This window comes from Halomonas sp. BDJS001, from assembly GCF_026104355.1.
Lineage (GTDB): Bacteria > Pseudomonadota > Gammaproteobacteria > Pseudomonadales > Halomonadaceae > Vreelandella.
Window position 1 is genome coordinate 1,382,928 of the sequence record NZ_CP110535.1, and the last position, 15,187, is coordinate 1,398,114.

Genomic DNA, 15,187 nt, shown 5'->3' on the forward strand with positions numbered 1-15,187 from the left:
GCTAGTATCACCAACACCGCGCCCGATTCTCTGGTCGCGGTGTTTTTTTGTGTGCTCTACCACCTGTAACAAACCTGTCTGCGATTGCAGTAGGGTTTGCGCTATACTATGCGCCGCCCGCTAAGCCAACCATTAAGCCGCTCTGGAGAGACGCTGAAAATGTATAACTTTGCCCGCTCGATTTTTTTTCGCGTTGATCCAGAAAAATCCCACGGCATAGCGCTAGGCGCATTGGATGCGCTGCATCGCGTGGGCGGCGTAACACGGCTATTTGGACACCCGGTCAGTGATCCTGTTGAGCTGATGGGGCTGCGTTTTGCCAACCGTGTGGGGTTAGCCGCCGGGTTAGACAAGAACGCTGACCATCTGGATGCCCTGGGCGCGCTGGGGTTTGGCTTTGTCGAAGTAGGCACCGTCACGCCCAAACCGCAGCCGGGCAACCCCAAGCCCCGGCTGTTTCGCTTAGCGCAGCATGAAGCGATCATCAACCGCTTTGGCTTTAACAATAAGGGGGTTGAGCACTTGGTTCAGCAGGTCAAACAGCGCCACTACGGCGGCATTGTGGGCATCAATATCGGTAAAAACCTGACGACGTCGGTAGAGCAGGCGTTGGATGACTACCTGTTGTGTTTAGACGCGGTACACCCTTATGCGGACTATATTGCTGTGAACGTCTCGTCACCCAATACCCCAGGGCTGCGCAGCCTACAGTTCGGCGAACAGCTGGACGCGCTATTGGGGCCGATTCGAGCACGCGCCACAGAGCTCAATGGCCAGACGGGCCGCAACGTCCCATTGCTGATTAAGATTGCCCCGGATATGAGCGCTGAAGAAGTAGCCTTAATGGCGGCAAGTATCGAGCGCAACGCCCTTGATGGCGTGATTGCCACCAATACCACGGTATCCCGTAAGGCCGTGCAGGGCGATCCCCAAGCGGATGAGGTCGGCGGGCTCTCTGGGAAACCGCTCTTCGAGGCATCCAATCGTGTTATTCGCCAACTGCGTGAGCAGCTCCCCCGGCTTCCGATTATTGGCGTAGGGGGTATCAATAGTGCCGCTGCCGCCCAGGCCAAAATCGCTGCTGGAGCAGATTTAGTACAGCTCTATTCAGGCTTGATCTACCAAGGTCCAAAGCTGGTAAGGGAGTGCGCCAGGGCGTTAAAGATGTAGCGACTGGCGCGCCAGTCGCTAAAAAGCCCACTTGTATAAGTGGGCTCACTTGAAACCTTTCGTTTAAACGTAAGGAAAAATAAAACGTTACGTCATGACCATGGGGTTTTTATGGATACCGGAGATGCCGGTCATACCATCCCACTGGTCGCCGCGACCTTCACGCCAACCGCTCATCCAGTATTCGCGTAAATTGATATCTTGACTGGGACAGTCATCACGAGAACGACCTGATACACCCGCTTTGTAGCCGTGGACATAAGCCCGCTGGAAGCGATCACGTTTTTGCCGTTTCATTGGCTAACCTCTTTTCACAAAAGCCTTTGATAAGAAATAGGATGATGCCGGATTTATTCACAAAACATATTCCACAACATCCATTATTCCGAGAGCTTGCTTCAAGAGCGAGTCGCCGCATCAACTCAAATGTCTAGCGCTCACGAGCTGAACGAATCGAGCGACGATCTCATTCGTATCATAAGCCGAGTCTTATATCGGCCCTGACAGGTAACGCATGCGTTTTTCAGTAGCTACTCTCTTATTGTTAGACCATGATGGTGTCATCTGTCGACTATCAATTTGTCATAAAACGTAAACTCATTTGCTATATATAGGAATTCCGCGCCTTTACGCGCCGTTATTATCATGACCGAGTCGAATCAAAACGCCCCCATGAGTCTGCTAGCCACTTGCCCGAAAGGCATTGAAGGGTTGCTCCACGATGAGCTAGTGGCATTGGGCGCCACGCCAGGTAAAACCACTGTAGCGGGCGTCTATTTCACTGCCAGCCAAGCTATCGCTTATCGTGTTTGCCTGTGGTCTCGGTTAGCTAACCGGGTCATTTTGACCCTGGTACGCGAATCGATGATCGACACAGCCGATCAGGTGCGCGATGCAGTTGCTCGCATTGCCTGGACTCAACACTTGGCGCCCGGCAATACGCTGGCAGTCGATTTTCACGGCCGCAGCGAACAGATTCGCCACACCCGCTTTGGTGCACAAACCGTTAAGGACGGTGTGGTCGATGCACTCCAAATGGCCGGGCAAGAACGCCCCAACGTTGATACCAAAACGCCGCATTTGCGTATCTACGCCCACTTGCACCGTATGAACTTAACTATTGGGCTGGATCTCTCTGGTGAGAGTCTGCACCGCCGCGGCTACCGCCGGGATGTAGGCCATGCGCCGCTTAAAGAGAATCTGGCGGCGGCACTGCTGGTGCGCGCAGGCTGGCCCGAGCGCCTCAAAGCCGGTGAACCGTTGATTGATCCGCTTTGTGGTGCAGGCACGCTACTGATCGAAGCCGCCATGATGGCCGCTGACCAAGCGCCAAACCTGAACCGCGATCGGTTCGGCTTCCACGGCTGGGCAGGGCATGATGACGAAGCGTGGCGGGAGCAGAAACGCGAAGCCGAAGCGCGTGCGTCGATTGGCCGCAAGCGCTGCAAAGCCCAGCTATTAGGCTTCGACCAGAGCCCGGCGGCGCTCAATGCGGCGAAAGCCAATGCCATGCGGGCGGGCATCCCGGCATTGATTACTCTGCATGGGCAGAGCCTTGCCCAGCTTACCCGCCCCGAAAGCCTCACCGCCGAACGTGGCCTGCTGATCACCAATCCTCCTTACGGCGAGCGCCTGGGCGAGCTGCCTGAACTGGTGCGTCTCTACGCCCAGCTGGGTGAGAAAGCCAAAGCGCTATTCCCTGGCTGGACACTGGCGGTGTTTACCGGCAACCCTGACCTCGGCCACCGACTGGCTATGCGCGCGCATAAACAGTACGCGCTCAAAAACGGTGCCTTGGAGGCCAAACTCCTGCTTATGGAGGTTGGCGGTGCCGAGCATTCGCCTGCGGCTAGCGACGTAGCACCTGCACCACCTGAGATCGGGGCAGAAGCCGCGCCCAGCGAGGCGGCTAGCGAAGAGCAGGCTGCTCATAAAAACCAAGACAATGCCCAAATGTTTGCCAATCGGCTGATCAAAAATCAGAAGCGGCTGAAAAAGTGGCTCAAGCAGAGCGGTGAAACCAGCTATCGTGTCTATGACGCCGATATGCCTGAGTATGCTCTGGCGGTGGATCGCTACGGTGATCGCGTGCATGTGCAGGAGTATGTGGCACCCAGTTCGGTCAATCCGGCTCAGGCGCAAAAGCGCTTATACGATGCACTGGAGGTGATGCCCGAGGCGCTCAATGTTGACGCCAGCAAGATCTATATCAAACGCCGCGAGCGCCAAACCGGTAGCGCCCAGTATCAAAAGCGTGCCGCTAGTGGCGAGCGTTTTGAGGTGCAGGAGGGTAAGGCACGGCTTTGGGTCAATCTGCGTGATTACCTGGACACTGGGCTGTTTCTTGACCACCGCCCGGTACGGCGGATGCTGGGCGAAATGGCCCCCGGCAAGCGCTTTTTGAACCTGTTCTGCTACACCGCTACGGCAACGGTGCAGGCGGCGTTAGGCGGCGCTAGCGACAGCGTCAGCGTAGACATGTCCAATACCTACCTGGAGTGGGCGAAAGATAACTTTGCGCTCAATAAGCTGGATACCCGCCTGCATCGTGTGGTGCGGGACGACTGTTTCCGCTGGCTGGAGACCGCTAACGCCGAGTTCGATTTGATCTTCATGGATCCACCGACGTTCTCAAACTCCAAGAAAATGCGCGACACCCTCGACGTACAGCGTGATCATCCGCGGCTTGTGGAGCTGGCGATGGCGCGTTTGGCGCCCGGAGGCACGTTAGTGTTTTCTAATAACCAACGGCGCTTTAAACTGGATGAAACACTCAGCGAGCGCTACGTTGTTGAGGATATCACCGGGCGCAGTTTCGACCCCGATTTCCAGCGGCGCACGAACCTGCACCATGTGTTTTTACTTCGTCATAAGGCGCCATAAGAGAGCTCTTGCATGATTCAGCTATCGCTTTATACAACGATGGGCTGCCACCTGTGCAGCCAATTAGAAGCGCTGGTGACCGCACTGACGAATCAAAAAGTGTGGCTGCACCATATCGAGATTAGTGACGACGAGGCGCTGGTTGAACGCTACGGTGTGCGGATACCGGTGATCGTGGATAGTGAAGGCAATGAGCTGGATTGTGGCTTTGAGTTGGAGCGTTTAAGCGCCTGGTTGCGCGAGCGCGGCTGGCTGGATGAAGCGGCACTGGCAGGGTTGACTGCGCTACCTGATACTACACCGCCTAAAGGCGCCCATAAGCGCGATGGGCGACGTTTTCTGGGTTGAAAATCGGGGCGAGTGGGGCGGCTAAAGTACATCCAGTAGTGAGAGCTGGCGCATGGCTTCCTGGCCTTCTGGCGTATGGTCGGCCACTTCCAGCACCTTGCGAAAACCCGTGAGGACTGGATAGTGGCCTCGTCCTCCAGCCACATATGGGCTTGATCCAGCGTATCGGCTAGCTGATGTTTCAGGCCCCCAAACTGGGTGCCGATTTGGCCCCAGGCGCGGCTGAAAATCCAGTCACCAAACATGTCCTGGTGAATATGGACCAACACATAGTCATGGTTGGTTTCCCAGCGTACGATCACAACACTCTCCTTACTTAGCCTTTAAAAGATAGCCTTTAAACACGCCTGCCCATCAAGCCGTCGCGGGCGTATTGTAAAGCCCGGATACCAAAACGCCTATGAAACTTGTCGTCGACGCCAATATCCCCGCTGCCGAACGCTGTTTCGGCCATTTCGGTTCGCTCACCCGTGTGCCGGGGCGGGAGATAAATGCCGCGCATCTGCAGCATGCTGATGCGCTTATCGTGCGTTCGATTACCCAGGTCAACGATAAACTGCTTGCCGATAGCTCCGTGCGCTTTGTTGGTACTTGCACCATCGGCACGGATCATATCGATCAGGCAGCGCTCACTCAGCGTGATATCGCCTTCGCCAGTGCGCCAGGCTGCAACGCCGAAGCGGTGGTGGACTATGTGCTGGGCAGCTTGCTCACGCTGGCGGAGCGGGATGGCTGGTCGCTTAGCGAGCGTAGCGTGGGGATTGTGGGGGCGGGCAATGTAGGCAGCCGACTCCAGGCGCGATTAACCGCCATGGGCGTGGCAACGCTGATCTGTGACCCGCCCCGGGAAGCTATAGAGCGTGCAGAAGAGGCGCCTGAAGAGGGCTTTCACTCCTTAGACACCCTGATCGAGCGCTGCGACGTGCTCTGCTTGCATACACCTCTAACCCGTGAAGGCCCCCACGCGACGTACCAGCTCCTGAATGCACAGCGCATCGAGGAACTGGCCCCCGGCAGCGTGCTGTTAAATGCCGGGCGGGGCGACTGTGTGGACGGCCTGGCCCTGCGCAGCCGCCTCGCAGGAAAGGGTGACATCAGTGTGATACTGGATGTGTGGGAAGAGGAGCCCGGGATCGACGCAGGCTTGCGTGATCTGGTCTCTTTGGCCACGCCCCATATCGCTGGGCATAGCCTGGACGGCAAGCTACGCGGCACCTGGATGATTCAGCAGGCGCTGGCCCGCCACTGGAACCAGTCCAGCGAGTTGACGTTTGCTGATATTTGCCCACCACCCGCCCTCGCGTCGCTGCATTTGCAGCACGCACTCCCCCCAGAAGACGCCCTGCGGCTCTGTATGCGAGCGGTGTATGACGTGCGCCGCGACCACGATGCGCTACAGCGTCAAACACAGCATCACGGCATGCGCAAAGGCTTTGATGACTGCCGTGCTAACTATCCGCTACGGCGTGAATTTGCCACCCTCAGCGTGCGGCTATCAGGGGAAGCGGTAGCGCTAGAGGGCATGCTGCGTGGGGCTGGGTTTGGTGTGGTGGTGGAAAATAAAGGTTAGTTATTAAGTGTTTGCAGGCAGGAAGAAATGGTTGCTAGAGTCGTTTTGACGTTTTGGTGTTCTGACGCTATAGTGCTAAAATGTCATGAAATTTGGAAAACACCATGAGTGAGATATCGAAGCGTTCTACGGTCTATTTTGACCCTCAGCTACACGCTGCGCTGCGGTTGAAGGCAGCGCATACCCACCGTTCCCTATCTGATATCGTCAATGACGCTGTTCGGGCTGCGCTGGCTGAGGATCAAGAAGATTTAGCCGCGTTTGAGGAGCGGATATCCGAGCCAACAATGAGCTACGAGGCGCTGCTGGACGATTTGAAGGCCCATGGCAAAATATAAGCTTGTCTTCAAGAAATCTGTCTCCAAAGATTTCCGGGCAATTCCAAACAAAGATGTGTCCCGGATTCTTCAGCGCATAGAGGAGCTGCAAGAAAACCCCCGTCCTATCGGTAGTGAAAAGCTTTCAGGACAAGAGCGTTATCGTATACGCCAGGGTGCCTATAGAATTATATATGAAGTGGCAGATGAGCTTCTTATCGTGACTGTCGTAAAAGTTGGGCACCGAAAGCATGACTACAAACGCAGCTAACGCTTCGGATGTCAAACTCAATAAAGAATAAGGCCCGCAGATGCGGGCCTTAAATGTATGTAGTTACTGAAAAACTTACTGACGATAAGCGGCTTCTTTTAGTGCGCGAATACGCTCATCCAGCGGCGGATGGCTGGCAAACATTTTCTCCACCAGCGAGCGCGTTTGGCCTTTGGTGATGGCCATGGCGCGCAGCGTATCGGGCATTTGATCGGGCATTTCGGTCTCGGTTTTCAGGCGCGCCAGGGCACTCACCATGGCGTTGGTGCCCGCTAAGCGCGCACCTGCTTCGTCTGCGCGGTACTCGCGGTAGCGTGAAAACCAGGCAACGATTGCCGAGGCCAAAAGCCCAAACACAATCTCCGCGACCATGACCACCGCGAAGTAGCCCATAAAACCCAGGCCACCGCCGCCTTCACTGCGGCTGCGTAGGAAGTTATCCACTAGGTGCGCCACTACCCGGGCAAAGAACATCACAAAGGTGTTCACCACGCCCTGAATAAGTGCCAGGGTAACCATATCGCCGTTAGCGACGTGACCAATTTCGTGAGCCAGTACCGCACGGACTTCCTCCGGGCGCATACGGTTAAGTAGACCTGCCGAAACGGCTACCAGGGCATCATCCTTGTTCCAACCGGTGGCAAAGGCGTTGGACTGCTGAGCCGGAAAAATGCCCACTTCCGGGGTTTTGATACCCGCCTCCCGAGAGAGCTCAGCGACCGTGTCCAGCAGCCACTTTTCGGTGGAGTTGGAGGGCGTCTCAATAATCACCGTGCCGGTACTGCGCTTAGCCATCCATTTGGAGATAAACAGCGAGACGATGGAGCCCGCCATGCCGAAGATAAAGCAGAAGATCAGTAGGCTGGTGAAGTTGATGCCCTGGCCGCGCAGGTAGCCTTCAACCCCTAGCAGGCGCAGGGTAATGCTGGCCACCAGCAAGACCGCTATATTGGTGCCTAAAAACAGCAGAATTCGCATCATGGTGCAGGTTCTCCCCTAAGGTTCATCGAAGCATTACTAGATTAAAGGCTTAGATACGTACTGTTCATGGCAGTTTCAAGTCATAGCCGTGGCAATGGGATGTTTTAGTTGCCAGAGCTATGATAAGCGCTACTGCCGGTAGCGCGACAAGAAATTGGCAAAGCGATCAAGTGCATCGCCTAATTGGTCGGCCCAGGGCAGCGTTACGATGCGCACATGATCTGGCTCTGGCCAGTTAAAGGCCGTACCCTGCACCAGCAGTATTTTTTCCTGCAGGAGTAGATCCAGCACCATCTGCTGGTCGTCTTTAATATTGAACACTTTAGGGTCGAGACGCGGAAACGCGTAGAGCGCGCCTTTGGGTTTTACGCAGGAGACACCGGGGATCGCATTCAACTTTTCCACGGTAATATCTCGCTGGGCCAACAGCCGCCCGCCGGGCAGGATCAGATCATTGATCGACTGATAGCCCCCCAGCGCGGTTTGAATCGCGTGCTGGGCGGGTACGTTGGCACACAGGCGCATGGAGGCGAGCATATTCAGGCCCTGGATATAGTCCTGAGCGTTGAGCTTGGCCAAGGTACCGGAGATTATCATCCAGCCTGAGCGGAACCCGGCACAACGATAGCTTTTGGAGAGGCCGTTCATGGTGATAACCAGCTGGTCATCGTCCGCCAGGGCGCCCGTGGCGGTATGCTCAACCCCGTCATACAAAATCTTGTCGTAGATTTCGTCAGAGAACACCACCAGGTTGTGCTGCTTGGCGATCGCCAACACCTCTTTCACTACGGTAGGCGGATACACCGCGCCGGTAGGGTTATTGGGGTTAATCAGTACAATGGCGCGAGTGTGGCTGGTGATCTTGGCACGAATATCCGCCATGTCGGGCGTCCAGTCCGCCTGTTCGTCGCATAGGTAGTGCACCGCGTGACCACCGGAAAGGTGGGCTGCGGCGGTCCAGAGTGGGTAGTCTGGCGCCGGAATCAGCACTTCATCGCCGTCGTTGAGCAACGCCTGCATGGCCATGACAATCAGTTCAGAGACGCCGTTGCCGATGAAGATATCTTCTATACCTACGCCGGGAATCTGTTTGCGTTGGCACTCCTGCATGATCGCTTTACGGGCAGAGTAGAGGCCCTTGGAGTCGCAGTAGCCCTGGGCGGTGGGCAGATTACGCATCACATCCTGGAGAATCTCTTCCGGCGCCTCAAAACCAAAGGGTGCAGGGTTGCCAATGTTTAGCTTGAGGATTCGCTGACCTTCCTCTTCCAGGCGCTTGGCGTGGTCGAGTACCGGGCCGCGAATGTCGTAGCAGACATTGTGCAGCTTATGAGATTTCTTCAGCGGTTGTGATTCGTGCGACTGCGGGGTATCCATGAGGTGTCTGTCCAAAAGTAGCTAGAGGCCCAAAAGTGTCCAAAAAGCATGAGTGTCTAAAAACAGCGCCTACAAGCCATCGTCGGCTATAGAGCTATTGGGTCATTATGCGTCGGAAAGTGCTTGATTGTCTTCGTCGTTTTGCACTGGCGGCGGAGGAATGTCTGCCGGGGTTTCAAGCGTTAGCCTGCCCAGCTTGCCATCACGCAGTTCGTGAAGCAGTACCTCTGCACCGCGGTGCAGATCAACGGCGCCGCCGGGACGCAGGCCGCCTCGGCGGGCAGCGATATCTTTTAAAATGGCATTGCCGTCAAAGCCAGCAATGGCAAGGAAGTCGGGCTTTTTCGGGCCATCGGCATCAATGTCGTGAGGAATATCGGGTGCCGCGTAGGGCGGCAGCTCTTTGAGCTTATAACGCTTGGAGAGTGCTTCGGGATAACGCTTGGCCAGCTCCGCGCTGGTGACAATGGCGACGTCGGTATACTCAATGGCCGTGTCGCGAATGGCGCCGGTGGCGGCAAGGCGGTAGGCGCTGGCCTGATCTTCAATTTTGGGCCACAGCACCCCAGGGGTATCGGTGAGCGCCACTCGCCCATCGATACGTACCTTCTGCTGGCGCTTGGTCACTGCTGGCTCGTTGCCGGTTTTGGCGATTTTTCGCCCCGCCAAGCCGTTAATCAGCGTGGATTTTCCAACATTCGGTATTCCCATCACCATCACGCGTACATCCCGATCAGCGCGCACGGCACCCGCCAGCTCATGGCACAGCTTGGGAATTTTCTTTAGCTCGCGGGTGTTGGTGGTAGTGACGGCCAGGGCCCGCATGTTCTCTTGGGCATCAAAAAAGGCTACCCATTCTGCCGTGCGCTCCGGATCTGCAAGATCGGCACGGGAGAGAATTTTCAACACCGGCTTGTGGCGGGTTAGCTCGGCCAGCATCGGATTGGCGCTGGAGTAGGGCAAACGTGCGTCGAGTACCTCGATGACGACGTCAATTTCAGGCAGCACCTCCGCAATCTGGCGGCGGGCCTTGTTCATATGTCCGGGGAACCAGCCGAGCATCGGTCTCTCCTACAAGTACAAAAAAAGCGGGCTGCTATTGTAGCACCCGCCTTGCTGGTTGCCTTGCGAGGATTTAGCGCTGCTTACTCGTCGGGGTGAAATTCCAGTGATACCGAGTTGATGCAGTAGCGTAACCCGGTAGTCTCCGGTGGTCCATCGGGAAATACGTGGCCCAGGTGAGCATCACAGTGGGAACAAACTACCTCCGTGCGCTGCATGCCGTGAGTGGTATCCGTATGCTCCTCAACGCAGCGGCTACCCAGTGGCCGATCAAAGCTTGGCCAGCCACAGCCAGCATCGAATTTATGCTCGTTCTCAAACAGTGGCGCGTGGCAGCATACGCAGTGGTAAATGCCCTGGGCGTCGCTAACCTGATAATCGCCGGTAAACGGGCGCTCGGTGCCTTTCTCACGCGCTACGCGGTACTGCTCGGGGGTTAGCTGCTGTTGCCACTCGTCAGGGGATTTTTCTATTTTCGCCATGGGGGTCTCCTCTCCCTCTGGTTTGCCACTCTTCAGAGGCTTTATAAGCAGACTAGCTTATCACTCCCTGGAGTGACAGCCAGCCGCCTTAACAAGTTCAGCCGGCTGAAAACGGCTAGGAGAGATGTTACACGCTAGCCGCGCCGCCGTTGCTGCGCGGGTCGTGGGCGCTCTCTATTAACCCATCCGGGTGGTGCACAATCCCGCCTGCATGGCCCATGGTGTCGCTGAACGCCTCGGGCAGCACTTCCACATCGTGACCTGCTGTGGCCAGGGCCGTCACCAGGGCGTCATCAAAGCGGTTCTCAAGTTTTAGGTTAGTGCTGGTTTCGCCCCAGGTACGCCCCAGCAGCCAGCGGGGCGCCGTAATCGCCTGCTGCAGCGGCATGCCGTGCAGTGCGTAGCGTGAGAATACCGCCGCCTGGGTTTGCGGCTGGCCTTCACCGCCCATGGTGCCGTAGACCAGGGTGCGGCCATCGTTAAATTTGGCCAGCGCCGGGTTCAGCGTGTGGAAGGGTTTGCGACCAGGGGCTAAGCCGCGCAGGTCGTCAGGATTAAGCGAAAAGCTGATGCCGCGGTTTTGCCACAGTATACCGCTTTCCGACAGCACTACGCCGCTGCCAAACTCCCAGTAGATGCTCTGAATAAAGCTCACCGCACGCCCTTCGTTATCCACGGCGCCCATCCATATGGTGTCACCTGGCGCAGGCTCGTGGGGCCAGGGCAGAGCGCGCTGAGGGTCGATGTGAGCCGCTTCACGGTCAATGCTCTCTTCGCTGAGTAACGCCTGCAGTGGTGTAGGCAAGCGACCGGGATCAGTGACGTTCTGGTCCCGCTTAATAAAGGCGCGCTTGGTGGCCTCAATCAGCCCATGCAGGTGCTCAAAACCGTTTGGCTCAGTGGCTTTTAGGCGTTCGTAGATGCCCAAAATCATCAGCGACGCCATGCCTTGAGTCGGTGCGGGCAGGTTATACAGCGTGGCGTCCTGCAGCGTGACTTCCAATGGTGTTACCCGCTGGGCGCGGTAGGCGTGGAAGTCTGCCAGACGCAGCGGGCTGCCAACGGCCTCTAAGTCCCGCGCCATGCTGGTGGCCAGCTCTCCGTGGTAGAAGTCATCCAAACCCGCGTCCGCTAGACGCTTAAGGGTCGCGGCCAGACGCGGCTGGCGTAGCCGTTCGCCTTCACGGGGCACCTGTCCGTTAAGTAGCAGGGCCTCCGTAAAACCGGGGCTCAGGGATAGACGCTCAAGGTGTTTGGCAGTGAGGGCTTCCTGGCTTTGCGTAACGGCGACGCCCACTTCGGCATGATGAATGGCATCGGCCAGCAGCGTTGTGAGGGGCAGTGATTTGCCCCAGGCCGATGCGATGCTTAACGCTTCATGCCAGCCACCAATAGTGCCTGCCATGGTCAGGGCTGCTTTTGGGCCACGTTCGGGAATGTATGGCTCACCGGCGTAGAAGTTTGCATCCGCTAAGCCTGCTGCAGGGCCGCAGGCGTCTATGGCAATGGGGGCTTTGCCTGGCTCATGAATCAACCAGAAGCCATCGCCGCCCAGGGCATTCATATGCGGATAAACTACCGCAATGGCGGCCGCCGCAGCGACCATGGCTTCCACCGCATTGCCGCCCTGTTTCAGCACATCGCGCCCGGCGCTGGCGGCAAGGTGGTGAGGGGCGACACAACTGCCGCCGTAACTGCGTTGGGTGTGGAGCATGACGAGTATCCTTTGTTATTAATAAAAATTATCAGGTAGAGGGTTACCAGCCAATCGCGTTCGGCAGCCACGTGGCAATACTGGGGAAGATAAAGACCAGTGCCACAGCGACAAACTGTAAGCCGATAAACGGCAGGGCGCCTTTGTAAATATCGAGGGTGGTGACTTCTTTGGGTGCCACACCCTTGAGGAAGAAGAGTGACCAGCCAAAGGGAGGGGTAAGAAACGAGGTTTGCAGCACCAGCCCCACCAAAATACCCAGCCACACCATATCAACGCCCATCTGGACAAAGAACGGCAGAAACAGTGGTAAGGCAATATAGCTAATCTCAATCCACTCCAGAAAGAAACCCAGCACAAACATCAGCAGTAGCATAAACAGCATCGCGCCGAGCTCGCCGCCGGGTACCCAGTCGAACATACGAGCAACCAAATGCTCGCCCCCCAAGCCGCGAAACGCCAGGCCAAACACCTGGGCGCTGATCAGAATAAAGAACACCATGGCCGAGATCACCAGCGTGGCCTTGGCGACCTCTTTGAGTAGCGCAAAGGTTAACCGTCCCGAGCAAGCTACAAACAGCAGTGCACCTAGCGCGCCCATGGCGGCGGCTTCAGTGGGCGCGGCAATGCCGCCAATAATCGACCCCAGCACGGCAAATACCAACCCCACAGGAGGGCCCACCACGGTAATCACTTTGTGTATCAGTTGGCGACGACTCATATTCGCACGCTCTTCAGCGGGAATCGGTGGCATTAGGCAGGGATAGAGTTTAGCGATCACCAGAATGGCAATAATATATACCGCCGCCAGGGTCAGCCCCGGCACCATGGCCGCTGCGAACATCGTGCCGACTGACTCGCCTAAAATTTCAGCCAGCAGAATCAGCACCAGACTGGGCGGAATAATCTGCCCTAAGGTGCCGGACGCGCAAATCATGCCGGTGGCTAGCGTTTTGGGGTATCCCCGGCGAAGCAGCGTCGGTAGCGTGAGCAGACCAAGGGTAACGATAGTGGCGCCGACAATGCCGGTCGCAGCGCCTAATAAAACACCGACTAAAATGATTGCCACGCCCATGCCGCCAGAGAGGCCGCCGAACAGATGGCCGATCACGTCAATCAACTCCTCCGCCAACTTCGACTTCTCCAGCATAACCCCCATAAACACAAACAGCGGTATGGCCATAAAGGTGTAGTTAGTCACTACCCCGTAGATACGCGACGGCAGCAGGTTAAATAGCATCGGGCCGAAGCCAATATAGCCAAAGAAAAAGGCGGTAGCGGCGATGCTGATGCCCACCGGGATGCCGATCAGCAGAAACACGAAAAAAGCCACGATCATGCCGATCGCTAGCCATTCATTGGGAGACATGCGTTATTCACCTCGTGTGGGCAGGGCAAACGCCTGACGTAGCGCGTGTGCCAATCCTTGCAGGGCGAGAAGGACAAAACCAAACGGAATCAGAGATTTGAGTAGCCAACGAAGGGGCAAGCCACCGGGATTGGGTGATGCCTCTCCGCGGGCGTAAGACTGGGCGATCCAGGGCAGCGTCAGCCAGGCGATATATAGTCCCATGATCAGCAGTAATAGCCCGCCGATCGCCTCAATCATTCGCTGCAGACCCGCGGGGAAGCGTTCGTAGAAAACATCCACGCGGACTTGCTCCCCCATCAGCAGTAGATACGACATGCCAAAAAGAGCGATCGGTGAGATCAGGTGCCACTGCAGTTCCTGCAGCCATACCGCGCCAACGCTAAACACATAGCGCATCAATACGTCACCAGTGACTAATCCGACTAAAACCACGCAAGTCCAGGCGGCGATCCAGCCAAATAGCCGAACCACCGCCTCAACTCCGTGGACAAACAGTGCCACGGCGCGCATATCAGACTCCAATAATGTCGTTTAGCCAGGCTCGCTCACTGGCACCTGCCCAGCGGTCGTGATTCGCCTTAAATGCCATATAGCTATCGTGGACTTTACGCACCAGCGGGTCGGCGTCGGCTTCGCTAGAGAGCGTGTCCATTGTCGCTTCGCGCAGCGCATCGACAACCGCTTCGGGCAGCATGCTTGCAGTTACCCCTTCGTTCTCTACCAGGTCTGTCATGGCTTCACCATTAACTGCTTCCGACCAGGTCACGCTCTCCAGGCAGGCGGCCATACAGGCAGTTTTGACAATCATCTGCAGGTCTTCTGGCAGGCTGTCCCAGTGGGTTTTCGAGATCAGCAACTCACCCGTGGTGGAGGGCTCATGCCAGCCAGTGGTGTGGTAGAACTTGGCCGCGTTATGCAGCCCCATGCGGCGGTCTTGGAAGGGGCCCACAAACTCGGCTGCATCGATCACCCCACGCTCCAGCGCCGGGAATATTTCGCCACCGGGCAGTACCCGGGCATCTACCCCTAGTGATGAGTAGACCTGGCCGGCCAAACCAGGAACCCGCATGCGCAGCCCGTTGAGCTGGCCAATATCCTCAATAGGTTCGCGGAACCAGCCGGTCATTTGTACACCGGTGTTATTCAGCGGGAAGGCCACCATGCCGTAGGGCTCATATACTTCGTGCCAAAGCTCCAGACCGCCGCCGTGGTAAAGCCACGCCATATGGCCCATAAAGCTCATGCCAAAGGGCACAGTAGTGAAGTACTGGGCGGCAAAGGTGGTGCCTGACCAGAAGTAGCTATTGGCGGCATTCATTTCGATGGTGCCGCTCTGAACCGCTTCAAAGCCTTCAAAGGCAGGAATTAATTCGCCGGAAGAGAAGTGTTGGATGTTGAGCCGTCCGCCGGACATGGCGTTAATTTTGGTGATTACGTCAGTGGGGCTGCCAGGGCCTTCCACGTAAAAGGGCGAGCCGGGCGGGTAGGCATTGGTCATGCGCCAGTTGAAGCTCTCGGTGGACTGCGCACGGGCAATCGATGGGGCGCCTAATACCAAGCCGGCAGTAGAGGAGACCGCGGCTGTAGTCAGAAACTTACGGCGGGATAAGGACATAGCACACCTCATTAATGGGGAAATG

15 protein-coding genes and 1 pseudogene are annotated in these 15,187 nt (G+C 56.8%); 6 read left to right on the forward strand and 10 right to left on the reverse strand.

Annotated features, from left to right (window positions below):
- Positions 1–159: 159 nt before the first annotated feature.
- Positions 160–1,170: a quinone-dependent dihydroorotate dehydrogenase gene (locus OM794_RS06345; protein WP_226248714.1), complete on the forward strand. Its 1,011-nt coding sequence runs from the start codon at positions 160–162 to the stop codon at positions 1,168–1,170.
- A gap of 87 nt (positions 1,171–1,257) precedes the next feature.
- Here the strand turns inward: OM794_RS06345 and rmf are convergent, their stop codons facing one another.
- The gene (rmf, locus tag OM794_RS06350) at positions 1,258–1,467 is read right to left on the reverse strand and encodes a ribosome modulation factor (protein WP_035577708.1); all 210 of its coding nucleotides are present in this window, start codon (positions 1,465–1,467) and stop codon (positions 1,258–1,260) included.
- Between the two features lie 348 nt (positions 1,468–1,815).
- Between rmf and rlmKL the strand changes: the two genes are divergently transcribed.
- Complete coding sequence (gene rlmKL, locus OM794_RS06355; RefSeq protein WP_226248720.1) at positions 1,816–4,053, forward strand: bifunctional 23S rRNA (guanine(2069)-N(7))-methyltransferase RlmK/23S rRNA (guanine(2445)-N(2))-methyltransferase RlmL; 2,238 nt, start codon at positions 1,816–1,818, stop codon at positions 4,051–4,053.
- Between the two features lie 12 nt (positions 4,054–4,065).
- Positions 4,066–4,401 (forward strand): glutaredoxin family protein, encoded by a 336-nt coding sequence (locus OM794_RS06360; protein WP_226248723.1) that lies wholly within the window; start codon positions 4,066–4,068, stop codon positions 4,399–4,401.
- A gap of 21 nt (positions 4,402–4,422) precedes the next feature.
- Here OM794_RS06360 and OM794_RS06365 read toward each other — a convergent pair.
- Positions 4,423–4,703, reverse strand: a pseudogene (locus tag OM794_RS06365) (hypothetical protein).
- Between the two features lie 98 nt (positions 4,704–4,801).
- Here OM794_RS06365 and pdxB point away from each other — a divergent pair.
- The 3 genes from pdxB to OM794_RS06380 all read left to right on the forward strand — a co-directional run bounded on the left by pdxB (position 4,802) and on the right by OM794_RS06380 (position 6,559).
- Entirely contained in the window at positions 4,802–5,971 is a 1,170-nt protein-coding gene (gene pdxB / locus OM794_RS06370; RefSeq protein WP_226248725.1) for a 4-phosphoerythronate dehydrogenase PdxB, read from the forward strand.
- 104 nt (positions 5,972–6,075) lie between these two features.
- Positions 6,076–6,309 carry a hypothetical protein gene (locus OM794_RS06375; RefSeq protein WP_226248727.1) on the forward strand — a complete coding sequence of 78 codons (234 nt, stop codon included), beginning with the start codon at positions 6,076–6,078 and terminating at the stop codon, positions 6,307–6,309.
- Positions 6,296–6,559, forward strand: coding sequence for a type II toxin-antitoxin system RelE family toxin (locus OM794_RS06380; RefSeq protein WP_226248729.1), 264 nt, complete (start codon positions 6,296–6,298; stop codon positions 6,557–6,559). Before OM794_RS06375 ends, OM794_RS06380 begins: the two co-directional genes overlap by 14 nt.
- Before the next feature lie 75 nt (positions 6,560–6,634).
- Here OM794_RS06380 and htpX read toward each other — a convergent pair whose 3' ends face one another.
- The 8 genes from htpX to OM794_RS06420 all read right to left on the reverse strand — a co-directional run bounded on the left by htpX (position 6,635) and on the right by OM794_RS06420 (position 15,162).
- Positions 6,635–7,540, reverse strand: a complete 906-nt coding sequence (gene htpX, locus OM794_RS06385; protein WP_226248731.1) for a protease HtpX — start codon at positions 7,538–7,540, stop codon at positions 6,635–6,637.
- 129 nt (positions 7,541–7,669) lie between these two features.
- Positions 7,670–8,917: a pyridoxal phosphate-dependent aminotransferase gene (locus OM794_RS06390; RefSeq protein ID WP_226248732.1), complete on the reverse strand. Its 1,248-nt coding sequence runs from the start codon at positions 8,915–8,917 to the stop codon at positions 7,670–7,672.
- A 105-nt stretch (positions 8,918–9,022) separates the two neighbouring features.
- The gene (gene ylqF, locus OM794_RS06395) at positions 9,023–9,979 is read right to left on the reverse strand and encodes a ribosome biogenesis GTPase YlqF (RefSeq protein WP_226248734.1); all 957 of its coding nucleotides are present in this window, start codon (positions 9,977–9,979) and stop codon (positions 9,023–9,025) included.
- A gap of 83 nt (positions 9,980–10,062) precedes the next feature.
- Positions 10,063–10,461, reverse strand: a complete 399-nt coding sequence (gene msrB / locus OM794_RS06400; RefSeq protein WP_088701139.1) for a peptide-methionine (R)-S-oxide reductase MsrB — start codon at positions 10,459–10,461, stop codon at positions 10,063–10,065.
- Between the two features lie 127 nt (positions 10,462–10,588).
- Positions 10,589–12,175: a gamma-glutamyltransferase family protein gene (locus OM794_RS06405; RefSeq protein ID WP_226248736.1), complete on the reverse strand. Its 1,587-nt coding sequence runs from the start codon at positions 12,173–12,175 to the stop codon at positions 10,589–10,591.
- A 43-nt stretch (positions 12,176–12,218) separates the two neighbouring features.
- A complete protein-coding gene (locus OM794_RS06410; protein ID WP_226248739.1) occupies positions 12,219–13,544 on the reverse strand; it encodes a TRAP transporter large permease in 1,326 nt (441 codons plus the stop codon).
- 3 nt (positions 13,545–13,547) lie between these two features.
- Entirely contained in the window at positions 13,548–14,057 is a 510-nt protein-coding gene (locus OM794_RS06415) for a TRAP transporter small permease subunit (protein WP_226248741.1), read from the reverse strand.
- A 1-nt stretch (position 14,058) separates the two neighbouring features.
- Positions 14,059–15,162, reverse strand: coding sequence for a TRAP transporter substrate-binding protein (locus OM794_RS06420; protein WP_226248743.1), 1,104 nt, complete (start codon positions 15,160–15,162; stop codon positions 14,059–14,061).
- Positions 15,163–15,187 lie beyond the last annotated feature (25 nt).

What these genes read in the sequence shown, in the direction of transcription:
- OM794_RS06345 (WP_226248714.1), top strand. Translation starts at nt 160, where the DNA reads ATGTATAACTTTGCCCGCTCGATTTTTTTTCGCGTTGATCCAGAAAAA.
- rmf (WP_035577708.1), bottom strand. Translation starts at nt 1,467, where the DNA reads ATGAAACGGCAAAAACGTGATCGCTTCCAGCGGGCTTATGTCCACGGC.
- rlmKL (WP_226248720.1), top strand. Translation starts at nt 1,816, where the DNA reads ATGACCGAGTCGAATCAAAACGCCCCCATGAGTCTGCTAGCCACTTGC.
- OM794_RS06360 (WP_226248723.1), top strand. Translation starts at nt 4,066, where the DNA reads ATGATTCAGCTATCGCTTTATACAACGATGGGCTGCCACCTGTGCAGC.
- pdxB (WP_226248725.1), top strand. Translation starts at nt 4,802, where the DNA reads ATGAAACTTGTCGTCGACGCCAATATCCCCGCTGCCGAACGCTGTTTC.
- OM794_RS06375 (WP_226248727.1), top strand. Translation starts at nt 6,076, where the DNA reads ATGAGTGAGATATCGAAGCGTTCTACGGTCTATTTTGACCCTCAGCTA.
- OM794_RS06380 (WP_226248729.1), top strand. Translation starts at nt 6,296, where the DNA reads ATGGCAAAATATAAGCTTGTCTTCAAGAAATCTGTCTCCAAAGATTTC.
- htpX (WP_226248731.1), bottom strand. Translation starts at nt 7,540, where the DNA reads ATGATGCGAATTCTGCTGTTTTTAGGCACCAATATAGCGGTCTTGCTG.
- OM794_RS06390 (WP_226248732.1), bottom strand. Translation starts at nt 8,917, where the DNA reads ATGGATACCCCGCAGTCGCACGAATCACAACCGCTGAAGAAATCTCAT.
- ylqF (WP_226248734.1), bottom strand. Translation starts at nt 9,979, where the DNA reads ATGCTCGGCTGGTTCCCCGGACATATGAACAAGGCCCGCCGCCAGATT.
- msrB (WP_088701139.1), bottom strand. Translation starts at nt 10,461, where the DNA reads ATGGCGAAAATAGAAAAATCCCCTGACGAGTGGCAACAGCAGCTAACC.
- OM794_RS06405 (WP_226248736.1), bottom strand. Translation starts at nt 12,175, where the DNA reads ATGCTCCACACCCAACGCAGTTACGGCGGCAGTTGTGTCGCCCCTCAC.
- OM794_RS06410 (WP_226248739.1), bottom strand. Translation starts at nt 13,544, where the DNA reads ATGTCTCCCAATGAATGGCTAGCGATCGGCATGATCGTGGCTTTTTTC.
- OM794_RS06415 (WP_226248741.1), bottom strand. Translation starts at nt 14,057, where the DNA reads ATGCGCGCCGTGGCACTGTTTGTCCACGGAGTTGAGGCGGTGGTTCGG.
- OM794_RS06420 (WP_226248743.1), bottom strand. Translation starts at nt 15,162, where the DNA reads ATGTCCTTATCCCGCCGTAAGTTTCTGACTACAGCCGCGGTCTCCTCT.